This is a genomic window from Vibrio gigantis (assembly GCF_024347515.1).
Classification (GTDB): Bacteria; Pseudomonadota; Gammaproteobacteria; order Enterobacterales; family Vibrionaceae; genus Vibrio; species Vibrio gigantis.
Map to the genome: position 1 here is coordinate 1,742,725 of NZ_AP025493.1, position 26,964 is coordinate 1,769,688.

Here is a 26,964-nt window from a genome sequence, read left to right on the forward strand (position 1 = left end):
AATCTCGGATGCTGATGCTGATGCTGATGCTGATAAATATGGGGAGCGGTTCAGGGCTTGCTAGTCTGATTAACTGCTTGTACTGGTTAAGATATCCTCTATGATGCAAAAACTTAGAAGAGAATAGATTTTGCTCAGCAAGATGGAGACGTTGGATGAAAACAGAGTACTTAGGTGATGTTTTACAAGGTAGGCAGGTTATTGGCTCCTTGAATGTTGAAGACCTACCTGTTGGTGAACATCAGTTTTGGTTTCAAGTCACCAGTGATGGGCTAGGGCAACCTAAGAATATGCCGGTTTCTGTTTTCAAAGGCAGCCAAGAAGGCCCAAAGCTGATGATTACGGCCGGTATTCACGGTGATGAGCTAAACGGTGTGTTGGCTGCTCAGCAAATTATCAGGGACTTAGTCGGTAAAACATTAAAAGGCACGGTAACGATTGTGCCTACGGTGAATTTGTCTGGCTTGCTAAACCATAGCCGTGATTTTATCTCTTCAGACCCGGGGTCTTGTCCTGCCAACCTTAATAGACTCTTTCCGGGAGATGTGAATGGCTTGGCAGCGGAGCGCTTTGTCGCCTCTTTGTGGGATCGCTTGCTTAAGCACAATGCAACATTCGCCGTTGACCTCCATACTCAAACACGTGGCGCGGTCTACCCACTTTATGTGTTTGCTGATTACCGAATTGAACGATGTTTGGAAATGGCAAGGTTGATGCGAGCAGATTGTGTTCTCAATGATCCCGGCGACCCGGGTATTCTTGAAACGGTCTGGAATCGAAGTGGGATACCGAGTATCACGGTGGAAGTGGGGATGGGGAAATTTACCCAGCCTGACATGATTCAACGAGCGGTAGACGGTGTTTTTAATATGCTGTCCTATTATGAAATGTTCGAGATTGACATAAATAACCCAGAGAAAATCCAACTGCCTAACATGGATTGGATAGAGGGTAACAATGTGGTTTCTATCCGCGCCGATATTGGTGGTTTCGTATTGCCACAGGTTGAACTTCTGCAGAGTGTAGAACAAGGTGATTTATTGGCGATTCAATATGACGCTTTTGGGAATGAATGCCGCCGTTATCACGCGCCGTCTGCCGGACGTGTACTCAGCTATAACGTGGATGCGTTAAGGGAGCCTGGTGCGTTGGTGTGCCGCTTATTGAGCTAGATGTAAGTTAGACTGTCGCTAGGTTTGTCATTTGAAACGCACAAAAAAAGACCGAGCTAGGCTCGGTCAAAGGACAGTTGTCTAGAGTTAACACGTCTTGGACTCGTCGACAGAACTGCTTTTAGAGTAAATAGGATAAATTAAGAACCCATGGCGAGATGGTGACACTTCGACTGCTTTTTTGTTTCAAAAATAATACTGAAAACACTATCTTAAGCTCATAAAAAAGCCGACTACGAGTTACGCTAGTCGGCTTTTATTTACTTCTCTTTCGAGTCTTTGTCTCTATTTAAACTCGATTAAAAAGCGTCATCCACGATCTCTTTTAATCGGTCGTAAGGTACGTATCCCGGCAAGATCTGCCCGTTCATCATTAATGTTGGTGTGCCGGTTAGACCCAATGCGCTAAAGGTTTGGTGGTTAGTCATTAACGTGTTGTTTTGTTCTGTGGTGGTGTCTAGCTGCGCTTCTGTTCCCGTCTTCTTGGCTACAGCTTGCAGTGATGACTTGGTGTGAATACCACTTTTCGCCATCAGTAATCTGTCGACTTCAGGGAACGCTTCCGGGTTATCTTTCCATACTTTCATCGCGTATAGAGCAGCATTGGTCTCTAGACCCGAAACTTGCTGCTGCTTAAACGACAAGTAAACATTAATAACCTTGATGTCATTGTTTTCAGAGGCCAGTTTAACTAAGCCTTTTTCTAAGCGTTTACAGAAAGGGCAGTTGTAGTCGGTGAAGTTAATAATGACCGACTTGCCATCCGGGTTTCCGGTGATTGGGTGCGCGTCATTGTTATATAGCCAATCATGGCTTTCAGATTGTGCTTTCTTTGCTTGCGCTTGGCCTGCAACGTACTGTTCTAGACTGGTATGTAGACCTGAGATCGTCGAAGGGTTCTCTTTAAGAAACTGATTTATTTCTTCAAGTTGTTGGGTCTGCTCTTTGTTTAATTCAGCGAAGGCACTTGTGCTCATTAGTGAGCCTAAAATCAGCGTGCTTATCAGATGTTTTTTCATGTTGTCTATTCTCTAAATTCTTGATTTTGGTAAGCGCATCCTGGGCTGCGCTCACCGTAATATTATTTGTTAAATTGGCCCAGTCGGTTTATCACTTTGCTTTGCTCTGTTTTCTTTGTAAGCCAGCTAAGCGAAGTAGGTCCTTAACCACAGGCCTATAGGGGAAGTAACACCCGTTGCGATACTGGTGATCTCTCCATCTTTGATGATGACAATGCTCGGTGTAACGTTGATTCCCCAATCTCTACTGATTCGTCCTGAAAGATCATTGATAACCGGAAAATCGTACTCTTTTGCGTCCATAAAGCGCTGAACTCGCTCGTCAGGGCCAGACGAAAGCGCCACAGAGACCACTTGATGGGAGTCATTGAAACTATTAATGGTTGGGCTTACCAATTTACATGCGCTACACCAAGTCGCCCAAAAATAGACGATGACAGGCTTACCATTTTTGCTTAGCTCAATAACATCAATATCTTCCCCTTGGATCGATTGGCCAGCGATTGGAATTGCGTCTCCTTGGGGCATACTTCTACTGTGATAAAAGTCCATAGCAAATGAAACGACGCCAACGATCAGAATCATTGAAACGAGTTCCTTTCCCCATTTCTTAATACGGCTTGGCTTCTTCGCCTCGCTCTCTTCCGATCTATCGGTTTTATCTTCAGTGTTGGGAGTGTTCATTAATTACCTCGCAGCGTCGATGGCTTGAACGACGGTTTCACTGTTGAGGATTACCGGTAGAGGGATGCCTTTTTTATAGCTTGGACCGTATACGATGTTAAATGGCACTCCAAATCGCCCGTTACTTTGCAAGTATTGAGTGACACTTTCACTTGGTGTTGTCCAATCGCCTTTCATCAAAACAATGTCTTCTTGTTGTAGGTGGCTGTAGACAGGATCTTGAAGGATGACACCGATCTTGTTCGCTTTACATGTAATACACCACTCTGCAGTCACATCAACAAAGATCGTTTTACCTTCTTCGACTAACTGAGGGATCTGTTTGGCATCGAGCGGTTGCCAAGGCAAGTCATCCACAATAGGGGTTGACCAGTTATCTGCCGTCATGCTGCCAACGATTAGTGCACCACCAAATACTATCGTGGTTGTAGCTAATATAGGCGTAAGTACTTTTGCACCTAGTTTCTTACCAATCCAAATGAGTACCGTAGCCAGAATGAATACAGTAAGAACAATGGTTGGGAACTTACCAATGAATGGGGTCAGTAAGCTTGTTAACCATAAGCTGGTGATGAACATCATTAAGCCAAATACCAACTTAACTTTGAACATCCACGCGCCCGGTTTCGGCAGCAATTTGGTTAGGCTTGGGAACAGAGCGAAGATTAGCCAAGGTGCACTCATACCAATGCCAAGTGCAATGAAGATAGCCCACAGTTCTTGGTAGCTTGCACCGAGTGCATAAGCTACGGCGGTACCAAGGAATGGCGCGCTACACGGTGTTGCTAAGAGTGTGGCAAACATGCCTTGAACGAAGTGACCCGAATGTGAATCGTCACCTTTGGTCGCCATCCAGGTGTTTAAACCTGAAGGCAGTCGGAACTCAAATAAACCCAATAGGTTAATTGAGAACAGCAAGGTGATTATCAGCATGAAACCGATAAACCAAACGTTCTGGAATTGGATTCCCCAGCCAATAGCGTTACCACCCATCTTTAGGACGGTTATACCTAGGGCTAACAGCGCAAATGACGTAATGACACCTGAGGCAGAAGCTAAGAATGAGAGTCGGATATGTCGGTTGGATGCACCTTGGTTTTGAATGATGCTGTTCAACTTCATTCCTAATACGGGTAACACACATGGCATGATGTTGAGGATCAACCCACCAATCAAGGCAAAACCGATCATCGCAATGAAGCCGTTGTTGCTCTCTTGGTAAGCGATTGGCTCTGAGCCCACTTGAGCTGTCATCTCTTCGGCAAAGTTCGTGTCCGACACTGTGACACTCACCGTTCGATCTGTTAAGTCGACTTCACCAATCCAGTTGCTCACATCGAATACAGCAGTCATTGTATTGTCTGTTATGTGGACGGTTGGTTGAGAAAAGAAGTCATCAATCACTTCTTGACCGTCAATCAACACCATCGGCTTGTCCCAACCATCTTTGCTTGTCAGCTGAGTAACCAGTTGCTGCTTGTTCTTGTCCCAAAATAGACCGACCACCGAAGTGCGGTTCGCTTCTCGCGGAGATTGGCTCATGCCTTGGTTGAACAAGAACATGGCTTCTTCATCGAGCGCTAATGTTTGCGGATCGATCGGCAATTCGATGTCGTAATCGGTCAAAACACAGATATTGGTGCACGACGGGAAAGTAAACGACGCCTTGAATATTGCTGGCTTGGTGTTGTCTTTCAGGGTTAACGTAACAGGAAAGCTGACGTGCTTTTTGTAGCCTAATGTCATCACGTCAAGCTGCTCGTAGTACTTAGGTATCGGCCAATGCCACTCTACCGACTCAATGTTTGTTGAACCAGACCAGTCCCAACTAGGAGGAATGCCACCTTCCCCCGGGCTACGCCAATAGGTTTTCCAGTCGCCGTCGAGTACGACATCGAGTACGGTCTGAATTTGAGAACCGTCATCGGATTGTTCGCCTGTCGACATCATTCTCATTTTTACAGGCGGGTGCTCAGGCACGCTAAGCCAGCCCGTGGTCTGTGCCAAGGCGGTAAATGAAGTCATAACCAAAATGGCTGTGGCTAAGGTTTTCGCGCATGTACGCATACAGAATGTCAATGAATCGACAAACTTAGTTAGTAGTGTGTTGTACACAAATGTATCTCCAAAAAATAAATAAATAGGGTGTAGTAGCCCGGTTATTTACTCTCTAAATATACAGTGAGTTAGGTGTAAGCGGAGTTTTGTAGGTCGAGTTGAGCGATGATTATCTCTAGATAACCTTGAGATGTGAGGCGGTAAATTAAATGCAACAGCAATAATAAGTACGAATGGGATCAGCCAGCCGGTTTTTGGGGCGGCAAAGGTCAGCATTTTTGAACTTAGGCTGCATGAACTTGAATTGGGTGAAGTTAACATTTTAGAGGCTTCTAAACCGAAAACACTGGCGTATAGAGCGGCCATTTTTTCTGAAGAAGCGATGTCGGTTTGAGGGGTACTGGCTTCCGTATGAGTTTGTGCATCAACTAGGATAGATTGACCAATGAGAGAAGTTGAAATCGATACTTTCTTTACAGATAGCGTACTTGCCAGACAGGTTACGATAACCAGTCCGGTAAGAAAGAGCGCCCAAAGCGAATGCTTTTGTCGGCGGTTCTGTGTAGATAAGAAAAGCAATGGTGTATTTAGCAAATCAGTCAGTAATCGAATCAGTTAGTAGCTAAAGCGAGCTCGTTGGATTGTGGCTAGCTTAGATAAGTTCTCTTCGCGCCACAAGTCATAAAATTGTTAAAGTGAAACTATGTATTAGTGCGGGAAACAGCAGATATACGATAAACGCCGTATAAACACCAACTCACGCGAATACGACATTGAGCTCTAGTTAAAGTTCACAACAATCGGCAGTTATCGCGAATTTATTGTGTATCGAGTGGTTTATTTTCCATGAGGCGATACAAAAAAGCCCAACAGGTCGTAGATGAACGTGTTGGGCTTTAATCATTAGGACTAGTGGAAAAACTTAGTGAGTGCGGCGAGGGCCGTTACGTACCAAGTCTTTACCATTATCAAAGACTTCTTTGGTGATCCAACGAGCAAGTAGAACTTTATGGCTACTGTTGAATACAGCAACGAAGTGACGGCCATCAGAATTATTGGTTGCCATGCCTACACCTTCAACGCCTTCAAGGCCTAAGCCGCCAGCTTCCACTGAAATTAGGAATTGCTCTAACTCTTCTAGAGACTCAATAATATCAAGTTCGTTGTTCATTTTTATACTCTCTTGCTGTGAGCCAACATCGTATTTAAGGCGCTTTAGTGCATGCGCCAAAGTGAAGATATTGGCCGTTGTTCTTTGTTGGGTGGGTACTCTACAGGTCATAAGAGGGGATTGGAACTCTCAAATATTAGAAGCTGACTGATAATTTGCGAATTTTTAACATAACATACGTTTAAATGCTTGTTATCCATATTCTTTTTACTACTATTTATAGGGTCAATTTAGACAGTAATAGGAATTTATATGATGAAGGTTTGGCGTTGTCTATTGTTAATGTTGGCGTTTGTTGCATTTGGAAGTTATGCGCAGAGCGTTGAGAAAATAGCAGAAGTACAAGATCAGTTAATGCTCGATCTGGCAACATTAGAAACGGCGCATGATGCTGAGAAACCCTTTCTTGAAGATATTTTGAGACGCAAGAACCAAGGGTTGCGTGAGGAGATTTTCACACAACTCTCCTCTGATAAGAAAGAAGGGCTAGATGTTGTTCTTGCTCAGCAGGTTGAACTACTTCAAAAATTGTTATCGTTGAATGAAACTAAAATCGTTTCAATGAGCAAAGAAAATCGCTCAGCTGAAGGTGATGTTAAGAAACGTCTTGAATTACGTATTCAGAAACGAATCGGAATGATGGACACCTATTACCAACAGCTTGCTAAAACATTAGCGTGGTCAAAAGAGCGTGGTGTTGATGTAGCTGTACCGGAAAAAGCTCTAAAAGTTGACTTGGTGTCTCGCTCTAAATACCTGACTAATGCCATTCTTTACACAGACACACAGCGACAAGATCTAGAAGCGCGTTTGTCTTTCGTGAATGAAGAAGAGAAAGCGACCATTAAAAAGGAGCTTGAGCGTTTCAGCGAGCGCACGAGTGTAATGGTGGCGAGCTTAGAAGAAACCATCACACTAATGGAACCGTTTGGCGTCGACGTGACTTCTTACAAGCGAGTGTTGCTGGCAACGACGGGAGACATTAACGCTGATGTATTGGATGTTGATGTTGCACTGGAGCTTTTAGATGGTTGGCTTCGTTCGTTCAGCTCATGGGCATTCGAAAATACCCCTTCATTCATTGTCAAACTGGCTCTGTTCTTGGGTATTTTGTATGTGACTCGTTTGCTGTCAAACGTCGCACGCAAAACCGTTCGTAAGAGCGTTTCGCATTCGAAAATGGACTTTAGTGTATTGATGCAGGACTTCTTTGTATCAATCGCATCTAAAGCGGTCGTGTTTATTGGTTTGCTTATCGCGCTGTCGCAAATCGGGATAGAGCTAGCACCACTACTAACAGGTTTCGGTGTTGCCGGTGTGATCATTGGTTTCGCATTGCAAGATACGCTATCTAATTTTGCTTCTGGCTTGATGATTTTGATCTACCGTCCATACGATGTGGGTGACATGGTGAAAGTCGCTGGTGTTCAAGGCACAGTTAAAGACATGAGCCTTGTATCGACCACCGTCCAGACTATCGATAACCAACGCTTGGTGATTCCCAATAATAAAATTTGGGGTGATGTGATCAATAACATCACAGCAGAGCGTGTGCGACGTGTCGATATGGTATTTGGCATTGGCTACTCTGATGACATTGATAAGGCGAAAGCCGTATTAAACGAAATCATTGTTGCGCACCCTCTAGTGCTAAAAAAACCAGAGCACATGATTAAGCTGCATACCTTGAATACGTCTTCAGTTGATTTCGTGGTGAGGCCTTGGGTTAAAACCGACGATTACTGGGATGTATATTGGGATGTGACGGAAACAGTGAAGAAGCGCTTCGACGAAGAAGGCATTACCATTCCATTCCCTCAACGTGATGTGCATGTATACAACCACGAAGAGAGCTAATCACTAATTTATTAACGTGATGATTAAATGGACGCTATTTAGGCGTCCATTTTTTGTTGTCGGTTTATCTTAAGTCTCATTCCGTTGTCTCACTTCATCCAACTCAGAATTACGTTATCATGGGGTAGGCCTAATCTTGATAGTTGAAATTGAATGGATGATTCACAGCAAAACCCGGATATTAAAAAAGCAACGGTAAGAAAAGCGCGACGAATCGAAAGCGTTATGAACTCTGCCATGTGGCATTTAACTCAGAGGGATATGACTGAAAGCGAGTTGACTGCGAAACTGAAAGTGAAAACGGACAATCAAGATTGGATCGATGAAACCTTGAGTAACTTGAAAGGTTACGGGTATCTAAAGTCTGATCAGGATTTTGCAGAGCAATTTGTCGAGCAAGCTTTCTTTGGTGAGTTTGGCTCCCGTTATATCGTTGAGAAACTGAAGAAGAAAGGGTTAACAGACTCGGTCATTTTGGATGCGATTCATAAGGTATCTGCTGACAAAAACATAGATGAACAAACCATCTTGATTGAACGCATCAACAACTACTACACGGGCTTTACCATGAGCCGTGAAAAGCTGGTAGCGACATTACAAAAACGTGGCTTCAGCTATCAACAAGTCAAAATTGCTATCGAACAGCACCCACAAGCTCATGAGCTCAAGAGTAATATTCAGATCAAGGCCGAGAAAGCCGATTTGGAGAAAGAAGTGTTGAAATACGCGCGTAAAGGGAAGGGTTTGACTGCCATTCAGCAAGAGCTGAAACAACGACAAATCGACACAAGTGAGCTATCAGTGTTAATCGATCGATTAATTAACGCAGAGCAACTGGATTTCTACTCGTCTTGCTTAGAACAATTACAGAAAAAATCTTATGATCTTAATGACCATAAAGAGCGCTCCAAGGCTTACGCGATGCTGAGCCGTAAAGGCTTTTCATCCGATGAGATAAAGTTCGCGTTAAGTGAAGGCAATGAATAACTGGGATGTATAGGAGCCAAAATAAACAGACCTATCGAGTTATGTCCCTGTTTTCAGTGATCCCAAGGCCGTTACGCAAAGCAAATTGAACCAATTCATTGTGATTATTCAGGTTCATCAACCCGAGCATTCGGTACTTATGTGATTCGATGGTACGCGGGCTTAGGTGCAATTTATCGGCACACTCCTTGGCTGTGTAGCCTTGAGCGATAAGAGATAGCACCTTAGTTTGCTTCTTCGTTAACAACAACAGTTTATCGCTATCGTCTTCCCATAGATTCTCGCTTTGATTCAACGTTCGCGCTAACGTTGAATGCTGCCAATAACAAAGCCACATCTCACACACAAGTTTCAGCCGCTTAATATCTTCTAAACCCAAAGTGGTTTTATTGTCGTGGAAGTTAGTGAAAGAGAGTGCGCCCCAACGTTGGTTAAACAGCTGCAAAGGGATAATGCAGTGCCACTTGCCACCTTGTTTATATATTCGGCTCAATACATCGTTTTGAATTTTAGCGAGCTGATCTTCAGAAAACTCTAAGTAGGTTTCTTGGGTTTTGAGTAGCTTTAAGTACTCAAGATGGTTACAGCCTAAAAAATCTTGCTTATTGATAGATGGGATATGTGACTTAGATACTGAGCAAGTTTTCCCGTCTTCGAGTAGTACCATAGAGTTTGGGTACAGGGTTAACCTATCAACATCAAACCAGTCTAGAACGTCAAAGCTTGCTTTGGACCAAGTAGCAGTAAAATCTTTTGGGTCACTATTGATCAAGGTTTCAGACTGACTCATCAACAATTGTTCAAAGCTCTGGCTAGAGGCGCTCACATTTTATCCTTATCAAAAATTAGGTTATTCATTCACGCCGTGAAGATATTCGTTAAAACGCTCAAGGGCAAGTGAACCTGAAAAGATCGTTAAGGTGTTCTTAGTTCGATTTTTTTAGAACACTTTATTCTATGTATTTTAGCGAAAAGCAGTAAATTTGCTGCATTAATTGAAGGCTGTTTTTAAGAAAATCGGACGTTTTAAACTATTGAGAAAGTTGTGACAGCGTTAAGAACAACCCTAACACTATCCCTATCGATTTTGCCTTTTTACAGTGCCGTTGCATCTCCAATGTTCGTCTATGCACAATCTCCAATTCATTCGAATGTACTCTCTACACAGCTTCGTTCTGCTGAGCCAAATAGGACTGGTACGATAGAATTTAAGTCCTCTTATACGCAGTCCAGTATATGGGCACATACGCAAGCTTACTCCTTAGACTATTATCAAAATCAATCGAACATTGCTGTTCAATGGCAAGCCTCTCCGATTTGGAAAACTGAACTCGATTATCGTGTTGTCACAGCAAAAGATAACGGTTTAGACAGCTTTGTGATGGGGTTTCATGATCTGTTTGGTATTGGGCAGAATGGCCGTGATGAAGTTGCGGAAGACCAGTTCACAATGGATTTTCATAATGCCGGTGTTCATGTATCGGATTTTGAAGGCGATGACTTAACCAAAGCGCTTACTTTCTACAATGAGTTGCTATTGTATTCTCGAGGGCCGATGTCACTGTCTGCTGGTGGTTCGTTGTTTTACAACAATGTGAGAAGCGGGCAATTTGCGAGAACCAGTTTTGAGCAAGGTGCTCAACTCAACTACAGCTATATCACACCAAGGCACAGTATTTTTTCTACTATTGGCCTTGTACATCGAAACAGCGATGGTCATTTAGTTAGCGATGAGAATCTAACCCTTGAAAACGTGAGTGCCAGTTGGGCTGTCGGATATGAGTATCGATGGAATCAGCAGCATAGCTTTGTCCTTGAATCGCTTAACTATCAAGGCTGGTCGACGAATGACCCCGATTTCTCGGAGCCATCGAATGAAGTGGTTGTGGGGTATCGCTATCGTTTGTACCGCCTTGCTTTAGAAGCCTTGATGATTGAGAACATTCGCAATATGGATAACAGTACCGATATCGGCTTTACGCTCGGCTTGCGTTTCTCAATATAAAAGCGATATCAACATATCATTATTTAATTAAATTCATCTTGGTTATAAAATTTTCAGTAATTTTACGGTATATCAATAACTGGATTTTTTGAACAATAGCGCCACTCCAAAAGGCCGGACTAACAAGGCCGAATCAATATATAGGTAGTGGTAATCATGAAAAAAACATTAGTAGCACTTGCGATTGCAAGCATTTCAACTTCAGCATTCGCTGTAAACACAAGCAGCCAAAATAGCCAGAATGAAGAGATGTTTGCTTTTGATTCTATGCACAAAGATCAATTCTCAGTAGCAGGTTCTTTCGGTGTTGGTGGTTACTACGACACAGGTTCTAAAGCATTCTACGATGACTGGGCGACTGGTCTAACACTTGCGGTAAGTTACCGTAACAAGCGTTTTGTTGGTTACTTCGAAACTGACATGATGCTGAACTACACAACTGACGATAACGTTGCAGGGAACGACGCAGCAACATCTGGTTGGGTAAATGGCATTGATACAGGCCCTGCGACAGACGTAGATAAAGCGTGGTTAGGTTTCGACACTGGTTACGGTATCGCTTCATTCGGCTGGGAAAACGATACGGCACTAGATAAAGTTGACGGCGCAGGTGATAACACTTACGAGTTTGGTGCTTCTGCGGGCGATGCTTCTGATGCATTCAACGTAGTTAAGTTCCAAGGTGCAACAAGTGGTATCGCTTACGGCATCTCTTACTTTGAAACGAAAGACTCACGTAATGATGAGAAATTCGATAAAGGTGTGAACGGTTACGTTGGTCTAGAGCAAGAAGTATTCAACCTATACGCTGGTTACGAAAACCGTAACTACGAAGATGATTTCGAAGTATACACAGTAACTGGTAACGTGAAATTTGGTGCTCTTAAGCTAGGTGTAAACTCTTGGATTGAAGAGAGTGATTCAGCTAAAAATACAGGTTACTACCTGTCTGGTGGTTACACGCTATCTGAAGACCTAACAATTGCAGCTGGTTATGCATCTAGCAACAATGAACTTGATGGCCAAGCGGATGTAGACGCTTCTTACATCAACGTCGCCGCTATGTACCGTATTGCTGACAATGCTGATATGGGCATCGATATTAAGCAAGATATCGAAGGCTCGCGTATTGGTTCAACAGGTATGCAATACGACGAAGAAACACACGTATTCGCAGCAGCTTACTACTACTTCTAAGAGTAGTATCGAGGCTTAGGCGCGCTGAGAGCCTAAGCTTTTAAAACTCAAATATTGAAACTGAACGTTATGGTGTAATTGCTGCCCGGTCTTTACACCATATTCTCTTCTTTGCGCAGCTTAAGCATCCACTGTTCGACATGTGGTATGCCACTCAAGCGTTACGAGTGGGTTATTATCTGGAGAAACAAAATGGTTAAGAGCATAACTGGCAAGGGTGTCATTTATGGCAATGAGACTCTGTTTATGTGCAAGCCTAATCGAAATGGATTGTTCGAATTGGCACGTAAACATGGAAGAGCTGCTGGTACTCGCCCACAAGACTCACAAAACAAAGTCTACGCAGAATCTTTGGATGAAGCATGGAACTTACTGCAAACTGAAAAGTTTTATATTGTTTTGACGGGACAAGTATATGGTATTCACAGAAAGTCTTTGAGAAGCGTTGAATCGGTTGATATTGAATTCGATACCGAAACACGCTCGGTGTGCGCTACGGCGTAGTGCCAATATTGAAAAAAGGACGATTGATATCGTCCTTTTTACTTTTTGTCCGTTTAATCAACGAGTGATAGTGATAGTGATAGTGATAGTGAACTTGAACGTTGGTTATCGTCCATATTTTTCAACAATATAACGCTCAAAATCATCACACATTTGCTCATTCGACTCTTCATTATTCGCTAATTCAGTTGCGCCATCGACGATCGATATTTTCGCATTTAAATCTGCGACTTGTGCACGTTCACGAGAAGCCAGTTGTTTGATCTTTCTCTCTTCGATTGCCCATGCTTGTTCAGGTGTTAAGTTGCACTCATCAGCAAGGTATTTGGCATTGAAACCTTCTCCAGTCAGGCTCTCTATTGTTCCATTGTGATTAACACTATTGCCTTTATGCCAGTAGTGCTCAGCCAATAAAGGGCCGATCTCTGGGTTATCCGTTAAGTACCCAAACTTGTCGGTGAAATAAGCACGTGTTTGATACACCGCCATGTGAGCCAATAGATAACCTTGATATGAACAAGATGCTTCATCCGACAGTAGATGTGGGATCGCCATCAGTGGGCGAGGGCTGCAAGTCAATCCAAGAATTGCCTTTTCAGTCCTACGTGCAAGTGCTGTGATCTTTTCAGGTGTTAGGTCTTCATCAGCCAGTTCGTAAAGTGCACGCTCAAAATAAGGGACCACAAGAATGCTGCGCTCTTGATAGGCTCTAAACGGTTGTTTGTTATCAATAATTGCTTTAATCAATTCGTCTGGCACAGGTTGGCCTTCTGAATTAAGCGCGTACTGTTTTAACCAATCGGCGTCGTTCAACAAGCTGTCACAGAACATAGACTGAGTTTCAGCATAAGCCATCGAGGTTGGTGCAAACTCTTGAGAGAAACAAGGCGCGTTCATTTTCACATTGGCAAAATGCGCTGCGTGCCCACCTTCGTGAAACAGCGTGTTAATCCCATCATAACCACTGCCTACTTGATCGGGTTTAGCGTTGCTCGTGAAGTTGACTTGAGCTGCAACCCAAGCGCCTTGGTCGCAGAAAGAAGGGATCGGCCCATGACAGAAGCCATTAGGGTATTTGCCTTTACGATCAAGTAAATCCAATTTCAACGTAGCTTGAGAGTATTCAATGTTTAGGCGACCAAAAGATTCTATCCAGCGTCTCAGTGATTTTGAGAAGGGAACATAAGGGTCTAAGTCATTCATAACGTCACCAGCAAAAGAGTAGGTGAAGTTGTGAGCTTGCAGTGCACTTTCACCTTTCTGCTCAGCTAAGTTCGTTAGACTTTGTTGATGGCTATCGCGCGTGCGCGCATCGAAGTCGTCTAGGATCGTAAACAGTTGCTCTGTTGTCATCTGTTCAGTTTTAACTACTGAGTAATCAAAAAAGGTTTTGAAACCAAGTGATTGAGCAAATTGGTTACGCTTTTTGATGAGTTCAATGAAGCCATTTACCAGTAACCACTGTTCTAAATCGAGCAATGTTTGGTGTGCAGAAAGCCTTACCTCTTCATTACTATTAGTTCTAACTGTTGAGCCTAGAACTGGCAAAGAGCCTTCTGTTTCTTCACCCATCTCATTGACGTAAGTCATTACGTGATTTTGTTTTTTCTCAAACAGAGCTGCTTCGAATCTGATTAGGTCGGCTTTCAGTTTCTGAGATTGTCGAGATTCAATCGCGTGAGACTTAAAGGTCGCTAACCAGCCATTTAGTCCAGTCAATGTGCTCTCTTTTTCTTCTGCGTCTCGAATTTCGTCAATGGTAGAAATGTGCTTTTCGATAGTGGTTATCTGTTCAGCCGCGCTAAGAAATTCGGTCCACTGAGTTTGCGCTTGTGTAGACCCATTATGGTCGTCACTTATCCCCATGTAAGTATCCCAAAAGAAGTCTTCTTTTGCTTTATGAGTCGCAAGATATTTTTGATTCAGTTGGTTGAGGTAGTTCGTTGCCGTCATGACTTTCCTTGAAAATTAACCAGTAATTTCAACATTATGACACATTCACCAAATGTATTTTGTGACGTTACGTATAACGGCATAGAAGTTATACGTAAGATCAAGCGTGCTGAACCAATACGGCTTCATCAGTTTGCCGCCAGAAGCCATTCAACGTAATAAAGTAAGACTATCGCTTGAAGAGCCAGCAATAGAAGGTGGCTATAAATAATGGGTATGATGTGTTGTATATGAATCATCGGAATGGTATTGTTAGTTCCGTAATGGTTCTCAACGTGACGGATTACGTTATTCGGCGATAGAATTTATCTAGCGGGCATGTATGCCCGTTTTTTTTCGCCTGAAATTTGTGGTTCAGGGGTTTGTTTACTGATCGGTCGCGTATAATGGACGGTTCTTATCGCACGAAATAAGCACAATTAATGAGAACTTTTCCTGCCTCAACCCTACCTTTGTTACTGGTTTTGAATGCAATTGCATTCTCCGCACAAGCAACCGAAAGCTGGTGGCTGCGAACGGTATTCAACACAAGTTCAGATCAGCCAAGTGCTCAAAACTATATCAACGATATCGATCTTATGGATTGTGGTGACATAGAAGGCACTCTGCTGTGCAGTGACCAAACCAAATATTACGATCTGGATGTTTATGTTGAACTGGAGTTAGGTGAATCAAGTATTGAAGTGGTTCGCTTAAGCTTGCCATATTCAAACTTAAGTTACACCAAGCTTCAGGCTTTCCTTCGTCAAGATGGCTTTGCTCTGAGTTCAATTCGTATTGGGGAAGATGAGTTTGATGTCGTCGCTCAACTCGAACACGCAAAACGTGAGGGCGTTGGTTTTGATGAGGTAGATAAGCAGCTCGTAGAATTTATTAATGCGCCACACCATTCATCCGATCAAGTGAGTTTATGGAACGTTCCTAACTCATCGTCTGCTAGTTCGTCTTCTCCTTGGGTTCAGTTACAGAGTGATGGTGATAACTTAACGGTTGAACTAAATCGCTTTTAATTGCTCAAATTTATAGATGCTTTCGTAATTCATTAGAGAGAACAAGCCTTTTGGAATAACGGTTCACGGGCAGACAGCAAGTTATTATTCATTTAAGTGTTCGTTTTTCTGTGGCTCTCACATTTTTGGCAAGCGTTTACTTTTGCCATTTGTTATACGTTGAGCCTTCGGTAAAACGAGCTTAGGATACGTTCAGTATTGATAAAGGAGACAACCTATGGTTGCAAGAGTAACGACAGCGCCACAAGGCCCAGAACTTTCTGAGTTGGTGCAAGGATACTGGCGTACAGCTGAGTGGGGCATGACCCCGCAACAACGCCTGACCTTCCTTAAGCAGCACATTGATCTTGGCATCACAACTGTTGATCACGCGGATATCTACGGTAACTACCAATGTGAAAAGTTGTTTGGTGAAGCATTAGCGCTTGAGCCAAGCCTTCGTGATGACATTCAAATCGTCACCAAGTGCGATATCAACTTGTGTGGTAACCACACTCCTGATCGTAAGATCAATCACTATGACACCAGCGCGCACCACATTTACCAATCAGTAAATAACTCACTAGAGCGCCTCGGTGTTAACGATATCGACGTATTGTTGATTCATCGCCCAGACGTACTGATGGATGCCGATGAAGTAGCAGAAGCGTTCGCAGAGCTACATAAGGTCGGTAAAGTTAAGCACTTTGGTGTTTCTAACTTTTCACCGCGTCAGTTCGAGCTGCTTCAATCTCGCCTTGGTAAGCCATTAGTCACCAACCAAGTTGAAATTAACCCACTGAACTTCGAAGTTGCCCATGACGGCACTTTAGATCAACTGCAGATGAACCGCATTCGCCCAATGGCGTGGTCTTGTCTGGGTGGCGGTAGTATCTTTAGTGGCGATTCAGCACAAGCGATTCGCGTTCGTGATGAGCTAGAAGCGATTCGCAAAGAAGTGGGTGCAGACAGTATTGATCAAGTGATTTACGCTTGGGTTCGCCGTTTACCGTCTAATCCGATTGCGATTATTGGCTCAGGGAAGATTGAACGTGTGAAGACGGCCGTTGATGCACTGAAAATTGAACTGACTCGTGAGCAGTGGTACCGCGTATGGGTGGCTTCTAAAGGTCACGGTGTGCCATAAGCTCTAACCCACAGTAAGTAAAAAGCCAGCTATGAAAGCTGGCTTTTTTGTTTTGACGTGAGTCTGTTTTTTTGAAGAGTAGCGAGTTATCAGAGTGTTATTTGTTGTATGGCGGGGGAGTCGCTACCGAGTATTCTTGAAGCTCACTAGCCCAACTAAATCCGTTCGACAGGTTCTTTGTCCCCGAGACCATGGTTCCATCAACTGCGTTATAAAGTAGATAAGGTGCGTTACTTAAGTCAGCTTCAATATTGTAGTAGTGGCAGTATGAAAAGTACTGCGATCTTTGATGGATGTAGACTTGATAGCCAGCATCACGAGCTGCTAACAACTCGCTTTCGCTAACCGTTTCTCCATTTTTCCAACCACCGCTACCAAAATTGATATCTTCGAAGTGGTCACTGTTGACGACGTCTTGGAAAAGCTCGTAACAGCCTCTCGCATTGTTGATGTCTCTACGAACACCTGCGTTGCTGTTGCGAACAGGATAACAGCTGCCTGAAAAGTTAGAATAGATACCATCAATATTGAAATCTGATGTGTTTTGTCCTTGTAGCTCAGTGACATCTCCACCTCTCGCTAAACAAGCTCCTTGATAGATCTCGGCACCTGCGCGGAAGTTGTCAAACAGTGCTCGGCTAGTCGCTTCTCTAGCATCATCAGCAATAGATAAAAACCGTGGTGCAGCAATGGCAGCGATAACGGCGAGTATGACAATGACAACGATTAGCTCTAATAGTGTGAAGCCTTTGTGCCACGAAGTTTTTTTCATACTGATGAATCCTAAGGAGTTTACGAGTTTCTAACTACTTTATAGTATCCCGTATTTTATTATTAATTAACACTGCTAATTAATAAATATTTGTTATGGTTGTTTGTTTCTTCAAAACTGTGATTAAGGTGGAATAATTTTCAAAAACACTCATAATGCACTCTGTTTTTCACCAGTTGGATATTTCCATTGAGCACTTCAAAATTCTCTTCAATCGCCCTTAAACCAGAGCTTCTAAATACGTTAGATTCTCTTGGTTATACTGAAATGACGCCGATCCAAGCGTTAAGTCTTCCTACTATCCTAAATGGCAAGGACGTTATCGGTCAGGGCAAAACGGGTTCAGGTAAAACAGCTGCTTTTGGTTTAGGCGTGCTGCAGAACCTACGCGTTAAGCGTTTCCGTGTTCAGTCTTTAGTGTTATGTCCGACTCGTGAGCTTGCAGACCAAGTAGCAAAAGAGATCCGTACTCTTGCTCGTGGTATTCACAATATTAAAGTGCTGACACTATGTGGCGGTATGCCAATGGGCCCACAGATTGGTTCACTAGAGCATGGCGCACACATTCTTGTGGGCACTCCTGGTCGTATTCTTGACCACCTAGAGAAAGGCCGCATTGACCTGTCTGAACTGAACACACTTGTGTTAGATGAAGCCGACCGCATGCTAGAGATGGGTTTCCAAGACGCTTTGGATGCAGTGATTGAAGCGGCGCCAAAAGAACGCCAAACTCTGCTATTCAGTGCCACTTTCCCTAAACAGATCAAATCTGTTGCAGATCGCATTATGCGTAACCCAGAAATGGTGAAGGTTGAGTCAACGCACGACCACTCAAGCATCCAGCAACACTTCTACAAGCTAGAAGGTTCTGAAGCTCGTGATGATGCCCTAGAGTTGCTGCTACTTCATCACCAACCGGAATCTGCGGTTGTGTTCTGTAACACTAAGAAAGAAGTACAGAACGTAAACGATGAGCTAAGCCACCGTGGTTTCAGCGTTATCGAACTTCATGGCGACATGGAGCAGCGTGAACGTGACCAAGCTTTGGTTCAGTTCTCAAACAAAACGATCTCGATTCTAGTTGCGACAGACGTTGCGGCCCGTGGTCTTGATGTTGATAACCTAGACGCTGTATTTAACTTTGAATTGTCTCGCGACCCTGAAGTTCACGTACACCGCATTGGTCGTACTGGCCGTGCAGGAAGTAAAGGTGTCGCTATCAGCTTCTTTAGCGAGAAAGAGATGTACCGTGTTGCTCAAATTGATGAGTACATGGATATGCCGATTGAGCCATCAGAGCTTCCAGCAAAACCCATTGCTAAGCCGTACTACTCAAACATGGTAACCATTCAGATTGATGGCGGTAAGAAAGCTAAGCTTCGTGCTGGCGATATTCTTGGAGCATTGACTGGTCAAGGTGGTATTGATGGTAAATCAGTAGGTAAGATCAACTTGTTCGCAATGCGCGCTTACGTTGCTGTCGAGCGCTCTGTCGCTAAGAAAGCACTGAACAAGATCGAATCAGGTAAAATGAAGGGGCGTCAATTCCGCGCCCGAATCCTGAAGTAATTCGAGACTGAATCCCTTTGCTGCGATGCGTTATAACTAATGACATTGCAGTAAAGGGTATTCTGCAAAATGTCACTTAAGTTTCTTCTTTTAGGTTTATCGGCCTAGTCCTCTATATTAAAGCATTATTCATCGGGTCTTATCGAATAAAGATCGTTGATATGTTTTCCTTCGCTAACATACCAATTCATCGCTTCCTGTCGATTGTGAACGAATATCGTGATTGTGGTTATTGAACCATCGTCAAAATAACAAAGCTCATATTCTAAATCGCTTGGGTGCTCAGGAATAGCGGCCATAGCTTGCCTCCCAAATAATCAATCATTTAAAAATACGCTGACCCGTTTCTTTTATAGGGTTCGCACTACGTCAAATGAGTAATAAAAATCAAGTTATATCACTGCCGTTAATTATTTTTAGTTTAATCATTTGCCTAAATAGACGGTTTAGCAAGGTGAAGTCTCAATTTATCTTAAAGTTTTTACGATTAACTGCTTTTATAGCTAATGTTATAAGATCAAGAGTGAATCTGATAAGGCTGTTTACAGGTTCGCTGATCAGTAAAGGGTTGTGAGAGGGTGTAATGAGAAAATGCCGTTGGTTAGTGATATTGGTGTGCTTTCTATTTGCTGGATGTGGGACAAAATTCGCCTATAACAATATCAGTTGGTTTGCGGTTAGTTATATCGAAGACTTTGTTTCGTTATCTAATAGTCAAGAGTCCGAGCTAGAAGCCCGCCTAGACTCATTGCAAGTCTGGCATAAAGAAACTCAACTTCCTCTATATATTTCGCAATTAGAAGTGATTCAAAGTATTGCTCGTGCTGATATGAACTCTGCCTTTATCGTTGACCAGAGCGAACAAATTAAAAATCATATTCGCGCTATCGTCAATAAGTTTGCCCCCGATGTTTACGCGTTAAGTATGCAATTGAGCCCTAAGCAAGATAGTGAGTTCTTACAAAACTTTAGAGAAAAGCAGCAAGACTATTACGAAGGAAGATTGTCGTTGAATGACGAAGATTCCAGAGGTCGATATCGAAATCGAATAGAAGAGAGGCTAGAACGATGGCTAGGGTCGGTATCGAAAGAACAAAAACAGATTATTTTCACTTGGTCTCAAGAATGGGTAAATACCAACGATAGCTGGCGTCAATATCAAAATAATACCTACCAAGATCTCACAACACTGATGGGAAAGAAGAGTGATCTACATATCGCTCAGCCAATTATTATGAACTTGCTTCTGAATAATGAAGCTTATTATCCAGACGAATTGGAATCTAAGCTTAATAAAAATATGCAGACATCAGCCAAATTCTTGGTGGATATCGCCGCAATCAGTAGTGATAAGCAATGGTCTTATTTCATGAATGAATTAGAGAGTCTCGAATCTACACTGGTGACGCTGCAGGAGTAGGGGACAAGTAAGCTTCGTTAATAACTAAAAAGGCTGATCGTGTTAAACTAATCAGCCTTTCAAACATTATCGCATGGTAAGGGTTTTAACCTCGATTACTCATCAACAGCTTTGCAATAGAGCCTTTAGCGGTCTTAGATATTTTCTGCATCAGTTGAAAGCTCGGTTGTTGAATACCGTGGTCGCTTTGTAGTTCATCAATCATCAATAACCACAGTCTAGCTGTCATTTCTGAATCGGCTAACGCTCTGTGGAAAGTACCGTCGTTGTCGATATTCTTGAAACGCACAAGGTCGCCTAACTTATGAGTCGGCGCGTCTTGGATTAGACGACGAGCAATCAGCATTGAGCAGGCAAACTGTCCATTGTAATCGCGACCAATATTATCTAATTCCGCATCAAGAAAGCGCTTATCAAATGAGGCATTGTGAGCGACAAGTTGGCTGTCTTGAATGAAGTCTGCAAACTCATCCATCACTTCACTACAACTGGCCGCTGTGCTTAACATACGGTTACTGATTCCGGTATAACCTTCAATGAATCCACTAACACGAAATCCTGGGTTCATGAGTTGTTGGAAGGTGTCGACGACTTCGCCGTTAACTAATTTAACCGCACCGATTTCAATCGCTCGGTCACCCATGTTTGGTGATAAGCCTGTGGTTTCGAAATCGAGAACGATAACGGAGTCTGCGGAGTTTGGAGCCATCGTGTTTCCTAATTACTATTGGGTTGTATCGCTTTATATGGAGCGTTTAGTCTTGCTACAGGGCGATCTATTGCGTGTTGTTGCTGATAGTGAGCTCAGTGTAACCCGTCGAATCGTCATGCTCTCTGTTGAAGGTCAAGGTATCGTAGCGGTGAACAATCAATTCAGCGGTGGTTGCGATAATCGTCCCTTCAAGCAAATGCCCACCAATCACATTTCCATTTTCATCAGCAACCGATATATGAACATGCTGGTGGTTTGGGGTTAGCGTTGCCATAAGCGACACAATTTCGAACGGAGCTGTGATTAGCTTGGTGTTGTTCGCATTAGCCAAACGAATATTGAGTTGAGAAACACACCCGACACAAGACGCGACAGAGCCCGCAGAGATATTGTGCGCTGTCACAAACTTTTGGAGTTCAAGCTTTAGATCTTGGCCTCGGGTTAATCTCGTTGCGATAGGAGTGATCATCTTATTGCCTCAGTTTTATTTGTATTTCAAAGAACAAAACGAAGCCACATTGGGCTTCGTCTTATTTTTATTTTGGCTAACGCGACTTTCGCATTTTCTGTAGCTGAAATTACTTAGTCTTGTTGCTGTTCTCTTTTCTTCTTAGGAACGAAGTTCAATACTGAAATTGGTACTTCTTTGCGTGGTTCGAAACCTTCAACAACGCGACGTTCAATCAAGTGGCCAAGACGTTTTTCAATGATGCACAGGTTTTTGAAGTTATCTTTCGATAGGAAAGAGATCGCTTCACCAGACGCATCAGCACGGCCTGTACGACCAATACGGTGAACATAGTCGTCAGCTGGGAATGGGATGTCGTAGTTCACTACGCGACTTAGATTATCGATATCGATACCACGAGCAGCAACACCTGTTGCAACTAGATATTTTAGACGACCTTTCTTGAAGTCAGCCAGAATCTTTTCACGAATCGCTTGGCTACGTCCACTGTGGAAAGCTTCAGCTTGGATGCCACGCTTTTCAAGTTGAGCAACCAACTTAGCCGCACCGTGCTTGGTCTCGATAAAGATAAGCGCTTGGTCCCACTCACCGTCAGTGATCATGTGGCTTAATAGTGCAGACTTACGGTCTTTATCGACGGTCACCAACCATTGTTCGATGTTTGCTTTAGAAGCGTCAGTTTTGGCGATAGAAATCTCTTCCGCTTCACTGATTGCGCTTTTTGCTAGCGCACGAACTGGCGTTGATAGCGTTGCTGAGAACAACAAATTTTGAATGTTTTGTGGCAAACGCGCGATGATCTTGTTGATGTCTTCAATGAAACCCATGTCTAGCATACGGTCGGCTTCATCAAGAACCAGTACTTCGACTTCATCAAAGTGAACGGCACGTTGCCCGTACATGTCGATCAAACGGCCTGGTGTTGCCACAAGAATATCTACGCCTTCAATAAGACGATCTTTCTGGTGCTGGTAAGACACGCCACCGTACATCGCTAATGATGTTAGGTTTAGGAACTTCGCGTACTTAGTAATGTTCTGTTCAACTTGAATCGCAAGCTCACGAGTTGGTGTCAGAATAACAGCACGAATACGTTTTTTACGTTGTGTTTCACCTTTACTTAGCATTTCTAAGATAGGGAGAACAAAGCTCGCAGTTTTACCTGTACCTGTTTGTGCAGCAGCAATAAGGTTCTTACCAGAAAGTACAATCGGAATTGCTTTTTCTTGAATAGAGGTTGGCTTTTCATAGCCTTGTTTTGCAACGGCTTTAACAATAGGTGAGCTTAATCCAAGCTTGGAAAATGGCATAAGTTTCTCGGTATGATTTGGCTAAATAGCGATGGAAAGGTTCAACAATCTTATACAAGGATAAGATTAATGGCGGCATTCTACCATGTTGCTTGTGTACCGCTAGTAACATAGACACTTTAGTTGGATAATACTGGCTCAATAAGACGACGATAAGACAGGGATGTATGGAAATTACGCCGAATGAACGCGATGCAGTATATAAAACGATTTTTTCTCGCCGAGATGTTCGTGGTCAGTTTCTTCCTGATGAGATCCCAGAAGACGTTTTGATGCGTGTGCTAACCGCAGCGCACCATGCTCCCAGTGTGGGGTTCATGCAGCCTTGGGATTTTGTCGTCGTTCGTGATATCGAAACCAAACAGCAGATCAAAGCGGGTTTCAATCAGGCTCATGCAGAATCCGCGGAAATGTTCACCGATGAAAAGCAGGCGATGTATAAGCGTCTAAAGCTAGAAGGTATCGTCGAATCACCTATCGGTATCTGTGTGACTTGCGACCGTAATCGAACCGGAAAGGTTGTGTTAGGTAGAACCATTAAACAAGAGATGGATCTATACAGCACCGTTTGCGCGGTTCAAAACCTGTGGCTCGCGGCAAGAGCCGAAAACCTAGGTTTAGGATGGGTGAGTATCCTGCATGACTCAACACTGCGAGACGCATTAGATATCCCAGAAAACATCGATATCGTGGCGTATTTATGTATTGGCTACGTTGATCATTTCAAAGATAAACCAGAACTTGAAACCATGGGTTGGCTACCAAGGAGAGACGTGAATTCAGCGATTCATGAAGGGAAGTGGAACCCTAAGCAGCTGCAGATTGATGAAAAGTAACTGCTTCAACAGAAACACTGATATTAAGATCTAAAAAAGGGCTCATTGAGCCCTTTTTGATATTTGCTTTAAGCCGAGACCTTAAGCGATCTCAATTTTCTCAGCTTGGTTTTGTTCTGCCATAGACAGCGCTAAAGCTTCAGCGACTTTAATACCGTCGATACCAGCAGATAAGATACCACCTGCGTAGCCTGCGCCTTCACCTGCAGGGAAGAAGCCCTTAAGGTTGATGCTTTGGTAGTCTTTGCCACGCTTGATGCATACAGGAGAAGAGGTTCGAGTCTCAACACCTGTTAGTAGGCCGTCTGGTGTAGAGAAACCTTTGATCTTCTTCTCGAACGCTGGGATTGCTTCACGAATCGCTTCGATAGCAAAATCAGGCAGCGCTTTTGAAATGTCTGTTAGGTGGATACCCGGTGTGAAAGACGGTTGTACTTCACCGATGGCACTTGGATCGCGGCCTTTCAGGAAGTCGCCAATTTTCTGTGCTGGTGCATCGTAGTTTTCGCCACCAAGAACATAAGCACCGCTTTCTAGTTCTCGTTGTAAACGGATACCAGCCAGTGCGTCACCTGGGTAATCGCGTTCTGGGTCGATACCAACAACGATTGCGCTGTTTGCGTTACGTTCTGCACGAGAGTATTGGCTCATACCGTTCGTTACAACGCGGCCTTCTTCAGAGGTTGCAGCAACCACAGTACCACCAGGACACATACAAAAGCTGTATACAGTGCGGCCATTCTTACAGTGGTGAACCAGTTTGTAGTCAGCCGCACCTAGAATTGGGTTGCCTGCATTCTTGCCGAAACGAGCTTCATCAATCATTGATTGCTTGTGTTCGATACGGAAACCTACAGAGAAAGGCTTTGCTTCCATGTAAACGCCACGGTCGTGTAGCATTTCGAACGTGTCACGAGCACTGTGGCCAACAGCCAGTACAACGTGGCGAGACTTAATCTCTTCACCGTTAGAAAGCGTTAAGCCAGTGATTTGACCGTCTTCCATGTGTACGTCGTCTACGCGAGTGCTAAAGCGGATTTCGCCACCTAGTTCAATGATAGAAGCACGCATCTTTTCGATCATGGTAACCAGTTTGAAGGTACCGATGTGCGGCTTGCTTACGTATAGAATTTCTTCTGGTGCGCCAGCTGCAACGAACTCTTCGATTACTTTACGGCCGTAGTGTTTTGGGTCTTTAACTTGGCTGTACAGCTTACCGTCAGAGAACGTACCTGCGCCACCTTCACCAAACTGTACGTTTGATTCTGTGTTTAATGTGCGTTTACGCCAGAAACCAAAGGTATCTTTAGTACGTTCACGAACTTCTTTACCACGTTCAACGATGATTGGGTTGAAGCCCATTTGAGCAAGCACTAGACCAGCGAACAAACCACAAGGGCCAAAGCCGATAACAACAGGGCGTTCAGTTTGGTTTTCAACGGCTTTAGCAACGAATTTGTATTCCATGTCTGGAGTAACTTTTACGTGCGGGTCGCTGATGAATTGCTCTAGCAGCTCAGCTTCGTTTTCAACGAGAACATCTAGCGTGTAGATAAGTAGGATCTTCGATTTCTTACGAGCATCGTAGCCACGTTTAAAGATATTAAAAGAAAGTACCTGATCAGAGTTAATACCAAGCTTCGCTTCAATCGCGTCTTGAATGGCAGACTCTTCGTGGTCTAGTGGAAGTTTAATTTCGGTTAAACGTATCATTTAGATGTCTCGTTTTTTATAGGTGTCTTAGCTAGACCACTTCTAAACACAGAGTTTGATGAAAACGCTGATGTTGAAAGAAGCGATAAGCTCACAATGGCGCGCATTTTACGAGAAATTGATTTATCTGTCATACTAATTTGGAAACATGGAGCAAATAGACACGATATTAGAGCCGTATGATGTTGAATTTTGCTTTGGGATGAGTATTATCCCCATTCTTCAATTTTGACTAACATATAGAGCAGAGCATCATGGCATTTGTCGTAGGCGATAATTGTATTCAATGTAAATACACAGACTGTGTGGCCGTGTGCCCCGCAGATGCGTTCCATGAAGGCCCGAATTTCATGGTAATTAACCCGATCGAATGCATCGATTGTGGTTTATGTGTACCTGAATGTGATGCTCAAGCGATCTTCCAAGAAGACGAGCTGCCAGAAGATCAAAAAATCTTCATTGAAGTGAATGCCGAGCTTGCCGAGATCTGGCCAGTGCAAACGGAAGTCAAAGCACCGATGGATGAAGCTGAAAAGTGGAATGGTGTCGCTGATAAGTTGGCAATGCTAGAAAAGTAATTGTTGAAAAGAACTCAAATAAAAAGGCGTACTGATTTAATCAATACGCCTTTTTTAATATCTGAACACTATCAACTGGATCGTTAGCTTATGAGACCTAGCTATGCTGACGGCGCATGTTGTCGAGGATGATACCTGTCGCCATTGCTACGTTTAAAGATTCTGCGCCACCGAATGCTGGAATCGTAATCTTGTCAGTCACGTATTTAGCCGCATGTTCACGGATACCGTGAGACTCGCTGCCCATCAGCAAAATACCGTTGGCAGTGAAGTCAGTCTTATGAACGCTTTCACCTTCTAAAAACGCGCCGTAAACAGGTAGGTTCGCTTGCTCTAAATATGTTGGCAAATCCGTTTGGCTAACGTGCACTCGACCAAAGCTACCCATAGTCGCACTGATGGTTTTAGGGTTGTATGGGTCTGCGCAATCGCTGCTCGCAACGATATGTTTGATGCCATACCAGTCGGCTACGCGAATAATCGTACCTAGGTTACCTGGGTCTGAAACGCCATCAAGTGCGATCATCAAACCTGTCGCTTCTGGTAATTCAACCTTCGGGATCTCAACCACGGCAATTGCGGCATTGTTACTAACCAAAGTACTTGCTTTGGTTAGATCGTCTAGCGAAGCTTCTACACAATCAAACTCAATCAGTGATGCGTGATTTTCTGATAGGAAATCCGCAGTCGCAAAGACGTTTTTTACGACTAAGTCACTATTGAACAGCTCAAGAACGTTCTTTTCACCTTGAACTAGAAACAGGCCGTGGGCTTTACGTTGTTTCTTTTGGCCCAAAGCACGAAGGAGTTTTAATTGGTTTTTTGAAATCATGTTTTTATCC

25 protein-coding genes and 1 pseudogene are annotated in these 26,964 nt (G+C 43.5%); 13 read left to right on the forward strand and 13 right to left on the reverse strand.

All coding sequences use genetic code 11. The annotated features are described in order from the left end of the window. The first annotated feature begins 155 nt into the window (after positions 1–155). Complete coding sequence (locus tag OCV56_RS23760) at positions 156–1,172, forward strand: succinylglutamate desuccinylase/aspartoacylase family protein (protein WP_086712848.1); 1,017 nt, start codon at positions 156–158, stop codon at positions 1,170–1,172. Positions 1,173–1,471: 299 nt separating this feature from the next. Here OCV56_RS23760 and OCV56_RS23765 read toward each other — a convergent pair whose 3' ends face one another. The 4 genes from OCV56_RS23765 to OCV56_RS23780 form a co-directional block, all read right to left on the reverse strand. Beyond that, positions 1,472–2,191: a DsbA family protein gene (locus tag OCV56_RS23765; protein ID WP_086712849.1), complete on the reverse strand. Its 720-nt coding sequence runs from the start codon at positions 2,189–2,191 to the stop codon at positions 1,472–1,474. A 126-nt stretch (positions 2,192–2,317) separates the two neighbouring features. Then, positions 2,318–2,875 (reverse strand): protein disulfide oxidoreductase, encoded by a 558-nt coding sequence (locus OCV56_RS23770; protein ID WP_086712850.1) that lies wholly within the window; start codon positions 2,873–2,875, stop codon positions 2,318–2,320. Positions 2,876–2,878: 3 nt separating this feature from the next. Then, positions 2,879–4,942, reverse strand: a complete 2,064-nt coding sequence (locus OCV56_RS23775) for a protein-disulfide reductase DsbD family protein (protein ID WP_086712899.1) — start codon at positions 4,940–4,942, stop codon at positions 2,879–2,881. A 913-nt stretch (positions 4,943–5,855) separates the two neighbouring features. Beyond that, entirely contained in the window at positions 5,856–6,104 is a 249-nt protein-coding gene (locus OCV56_RS23780; RefSeq protein ID WP_017062732.1) for a hypothetical protein, read from the reverse strand. 252 nt (positions 6,105–6,356) lie between these two features. On the opposite strand from OCV56_RS23780, the gene OCV56_RS23785 reads away from it, so the two are divergent. Next, the gene (locus OCV56_RS23785) at positions 6,357–7,961 is read left to right on the forward strand and encodes a mechanosensitive ion channel family protein (protein ID WP_086712851.1); all 1,605 of its coding nucleotides are present in this window, start codon (positions 6,357–6,359) and stop codon (positions 7,959–7,961) included. Between the two features lie 153 nt (positions 7,962–8,114). Next, on the forward strand, positions 8,115–8,948 hold the full coding sequence (locus tag OCV56_RS23790; RefSeq protein WP_086712852.1) for a RecX family transcriptional regulator: 834 nt from the start codon (positions 8,115–8,117) through the stop codon (positions 8,946–8,948). A 31-nt stretch (positions 8,949–8,979) separates the two neighbouring features. Here the strand turns inward: OCV56_RS23790 and OCV56_RS23795 are convergent, their stop codons facing one another. Beyond that, positions 8,980–9,774: a response regulator transcription factor gene (locus OCV56_RS23795; RefSeq protein ID WP_086712853.1), complete on the reverse strand. Its 795-nt coding sequence runs from the start codon at positions 9,772–9,774 to the stop codon at positions 8,980–8,982. A gap of 258 nt (positions 9,775–10,032) precedes the next feature. On the opposite strand from OCV56_RS23795, the gene OCV56_RS23800 reads away from it, so the two are divergent. From OCV56_RS23800 to OCV56_RS23810, 3 genes are all read left to right on the forward strand, one after another. Further along, a complete protein-coding gene (locus OCV56_RS23800; protein WP_228761172.1) occupies positions 10,033–10,953 on the forward strand; it encodes a DUF3187 family protein in 921 nt (306 codons plus the stop codon). Positions 10,954–11,109: 156 nt separating this feature from the next. Beyond that, a complete protein-coding gene (locus OCV56_RS23805; RefSeq protein ID WP_086712854.1) occupies positions 11,110–12,150 on the forward strand; it encodes a porin family protein in 1,041 nt (346 codons plus the stop codon). 192 nt (positions 12,151–12,342) lie between these two features. Then, positions 12,343–12,654 (forward strand): hypothetical protein, encoded by a 312-nt coding sequence (locus tag OCV56_RS23810; RefSeq protein ID WP_086712855.1) that lies wholly within the window; start codon positions 12,343–12,345, stop codon positions 12,652–12,654. 105 nt (positions 12,655–12,759) lie between these two features. Here OCV56_RS23810 and OCV56_RS23815 read toward each other — a convergent pair whose 3' ends face one another. After that, complete coding sequence (locus OCV56_RS23815; RefSeq protein WP_086712856.1) at positions 12,760–14,607, reverse strand: M3 family metallopeptidase; 1,848 nt, start codon at positions 14,605–14,607, stop codon at positions 12,760–12,762. Positions 14,608–14,713: 106 nt separating this feature from the next. On the opposite strand from OCV56_RS23815, the pseudogene OCV56_RS23820 reads away from it, so the two are divergent. The 3 genes and pseudogenes from OCV56_RS23820 to OCV56_RS23830 form a co-directional block, all read left to right on the forward strand. After that, positions 14,714–14,818: pseudogene (locus OCV56_RS23820) on the forward strand (PstS family phosphate ABC transporter substrate-binding protein); the annotation flags it as partial. Between the two features lie 211 nt (positions 14,819–15,029). Next, positions 15,030–15,617, forward strand: a complete 588-nt coding sequence (locus OCV56_RS23825) for a hypothetical protein (protein ID WP_086712857.1) — start codon at positions 15,030–15,032, stop codon at positions 15,615–15,617. Between the two features lie 217 nt (positions 15,618–15,834). Beyond that, on the forward strand, positions 15,835–16,743 hold the full coding sequence (locus OCV56_RS23830) for an aldo/keto reductase (RefSeq protein WP_086712858.1): 909 nt from the start codon (positions 15,835–15,837) through the stop codon (positions 16,741–16,743). A gap of 97 nt (positions 16,744–16,840) precedes the next feature. On the opposite strand, the gene OCV56_RS23835 is transcribed toward OCV56_RS23830, so the two are convergent. Further along, positions 16,841–17,515: a prepilin-type N-terminal cleavage/methylation domain-containing protein gene (locus OCV56_RS23835; RefSeq protein WP_086712859.1), complete on the reverse strand. Its 675-nt coding sequence runs from the start codon at positions 17,513–17,515 to the stop codon at positions 16,841–16,843. A 189-nt stretch (positions 17,516–17,704) separates the two neighbouring features. Between OCV56_RS23835 and dbpA the strand changes: the two genes are divergently transcribed. Beyond that, on the forward strand, positions 17,705–19,084 hold the full coding sequence (dbpA, locus tag OCV56_RS23840) for an ATP-dependent RNA helicase DbpA (protein ID WP_017064348.1): 1,380 nt from the start codon (positions 17,705–17,707) through the stop codon (positions 19,082–19,084). A gap of 125 nt (positions 19,085–19,209) precedes the next feature. Here the strand turns inward: dbpA and OCV56_RS23845 are convergent, their stop codons facing one another. Further along, positions 19,210–19,383 (reverse strand): hypothetical protein, encoded by a 174-nt coding sequence (locus tag OCV56_RS23845; protein WP_017630126.1) that lies wholly within the window; start codon positions 19,381–19,383, stop codon positions 19,210–19,212. Between the two features lie 284 nt (positions 19,384–19,667). Here OCV56_RS23845 and OCV56_RS23850 point away from each other — a divergent pair, with 284 nt between their 5' ends. Further along, a complete protein-coding gene (locus OCV56_RS23850; protein ID WP_086712860.1) occupies positions 19,668–20,504 on the forward strand; it encodes a DUF6279 family lipoprotein in 837 nt (278 codons plus the stop codon). 85 nt (positions 20,505–20,589) lie between these two features. Here the strand turns inward: OCV56_RS23850 and OCV56_RS23855 are convergent, their stop codons facing one another. The 3 genes from OCV56_RS23855 to OCV56_RS23865 all read right to left on the reverse strand — a co-directional run bounded on the left by OCV56_RS23855 (position 20,590) and on the right by OCV56_RS23865 (position 22,995). Then, positions 20,590–21,213, reverse strand: coding sequence for a 3'-5' exonuclease (locus OCV56_RS23855; protein ID WP_086712861.1), 624 nt, complete (start codon positions 21,211–21,213; stop codon positions 20,590–20,592). Positions 21,214–21,280: 67 nt separating this feature from the next. Then, a complete protein-coding gene (locus OCV56_RS23860) occupies positions 21,281–21,685 on the reverse strand; it encodes a PPC domain-containing DNA-binding protein (protein ID WP_086712862.1) in 405 nt (134 codons plus the stop codon). A gap of 113 nt (positions 21,686–21,798) precedes the next feature. After that, the gene (locus OCV56_RS23865) at positions 21,799–22,995 is read right to left on the reverse strand and encodes a DEAD/DEAH box helicase (protein WP_010431064.1); all 1,197 of its coding nucleotides are present in this window, start codon (positions 22,993–22,995) and stop codon (positions 21,799–21,801) included. 167 nt (positions 22,996–23,162) lie between these two features. Between OCV56_RS23865 and bluB the strand changes: the two genes are divergently transcribed. Continuing rightward, positions 23,163–23,831, forward strand: coding sequence for a 5,6-dimethylbenzimidazole synthase (bluB, locus tag OCV56_RS23870; protein WP_086712863.1), 669 nt, complete (start codon positions 23,163–23,165; stop codon positions 23,829–23,831). Between the two features lie 81 nt (positions 23,832–23,912). On the opposite strand, the gene OCV56_RS23875 is transcribed toward bluB, so the two are convergent. Beyond that, positions 23,913–25,544, reverse strand: coding sequence for an NAD(P)/FAD-dependent oxidoreductase (locus OCV56_RS23875; protein ID WP_017631335.1), 1,632 nt, complete (start codon positions 25,542–25,544; stop codon positions 23,913–23,915). Between the two features lie 254 nt (positions 25,545–25,798). Here OCV56_RS23875 and fdxA point away from each other — a divergent pair, with 254 nt between their 5' ends. After that, on the forward strand, positions 25,799–26,122 hold the full coding sequence (fdxA, locus tag OCV56_RS23880; RefSeq protein WP_050650887.1) for a ferredoxin FdxA: 324 nt from the start codon (positions 25,799–25,801) through the stop codon (positions 26,120–26,122). A 97-nt stretch (positions 26,123–26,219) separates the two neighbouring features. On the opposite strand, the gene OCV56_RS23885 is transcribed toward fdxA, so the two are convergent. Continuing rightward, on the reverse strand, positions 26,220–26,954 hold the full coding sequence (locus tag OCV56_RS23885) for an RNA methyltransferase (protein ID WP_086712864.1): 735 nt from the start codon (positions 26,952–26,954) through the stop codon (positions 26,220–26,222). Positions 26,955–26,964 lie beyond the last annotated feature (10 nt).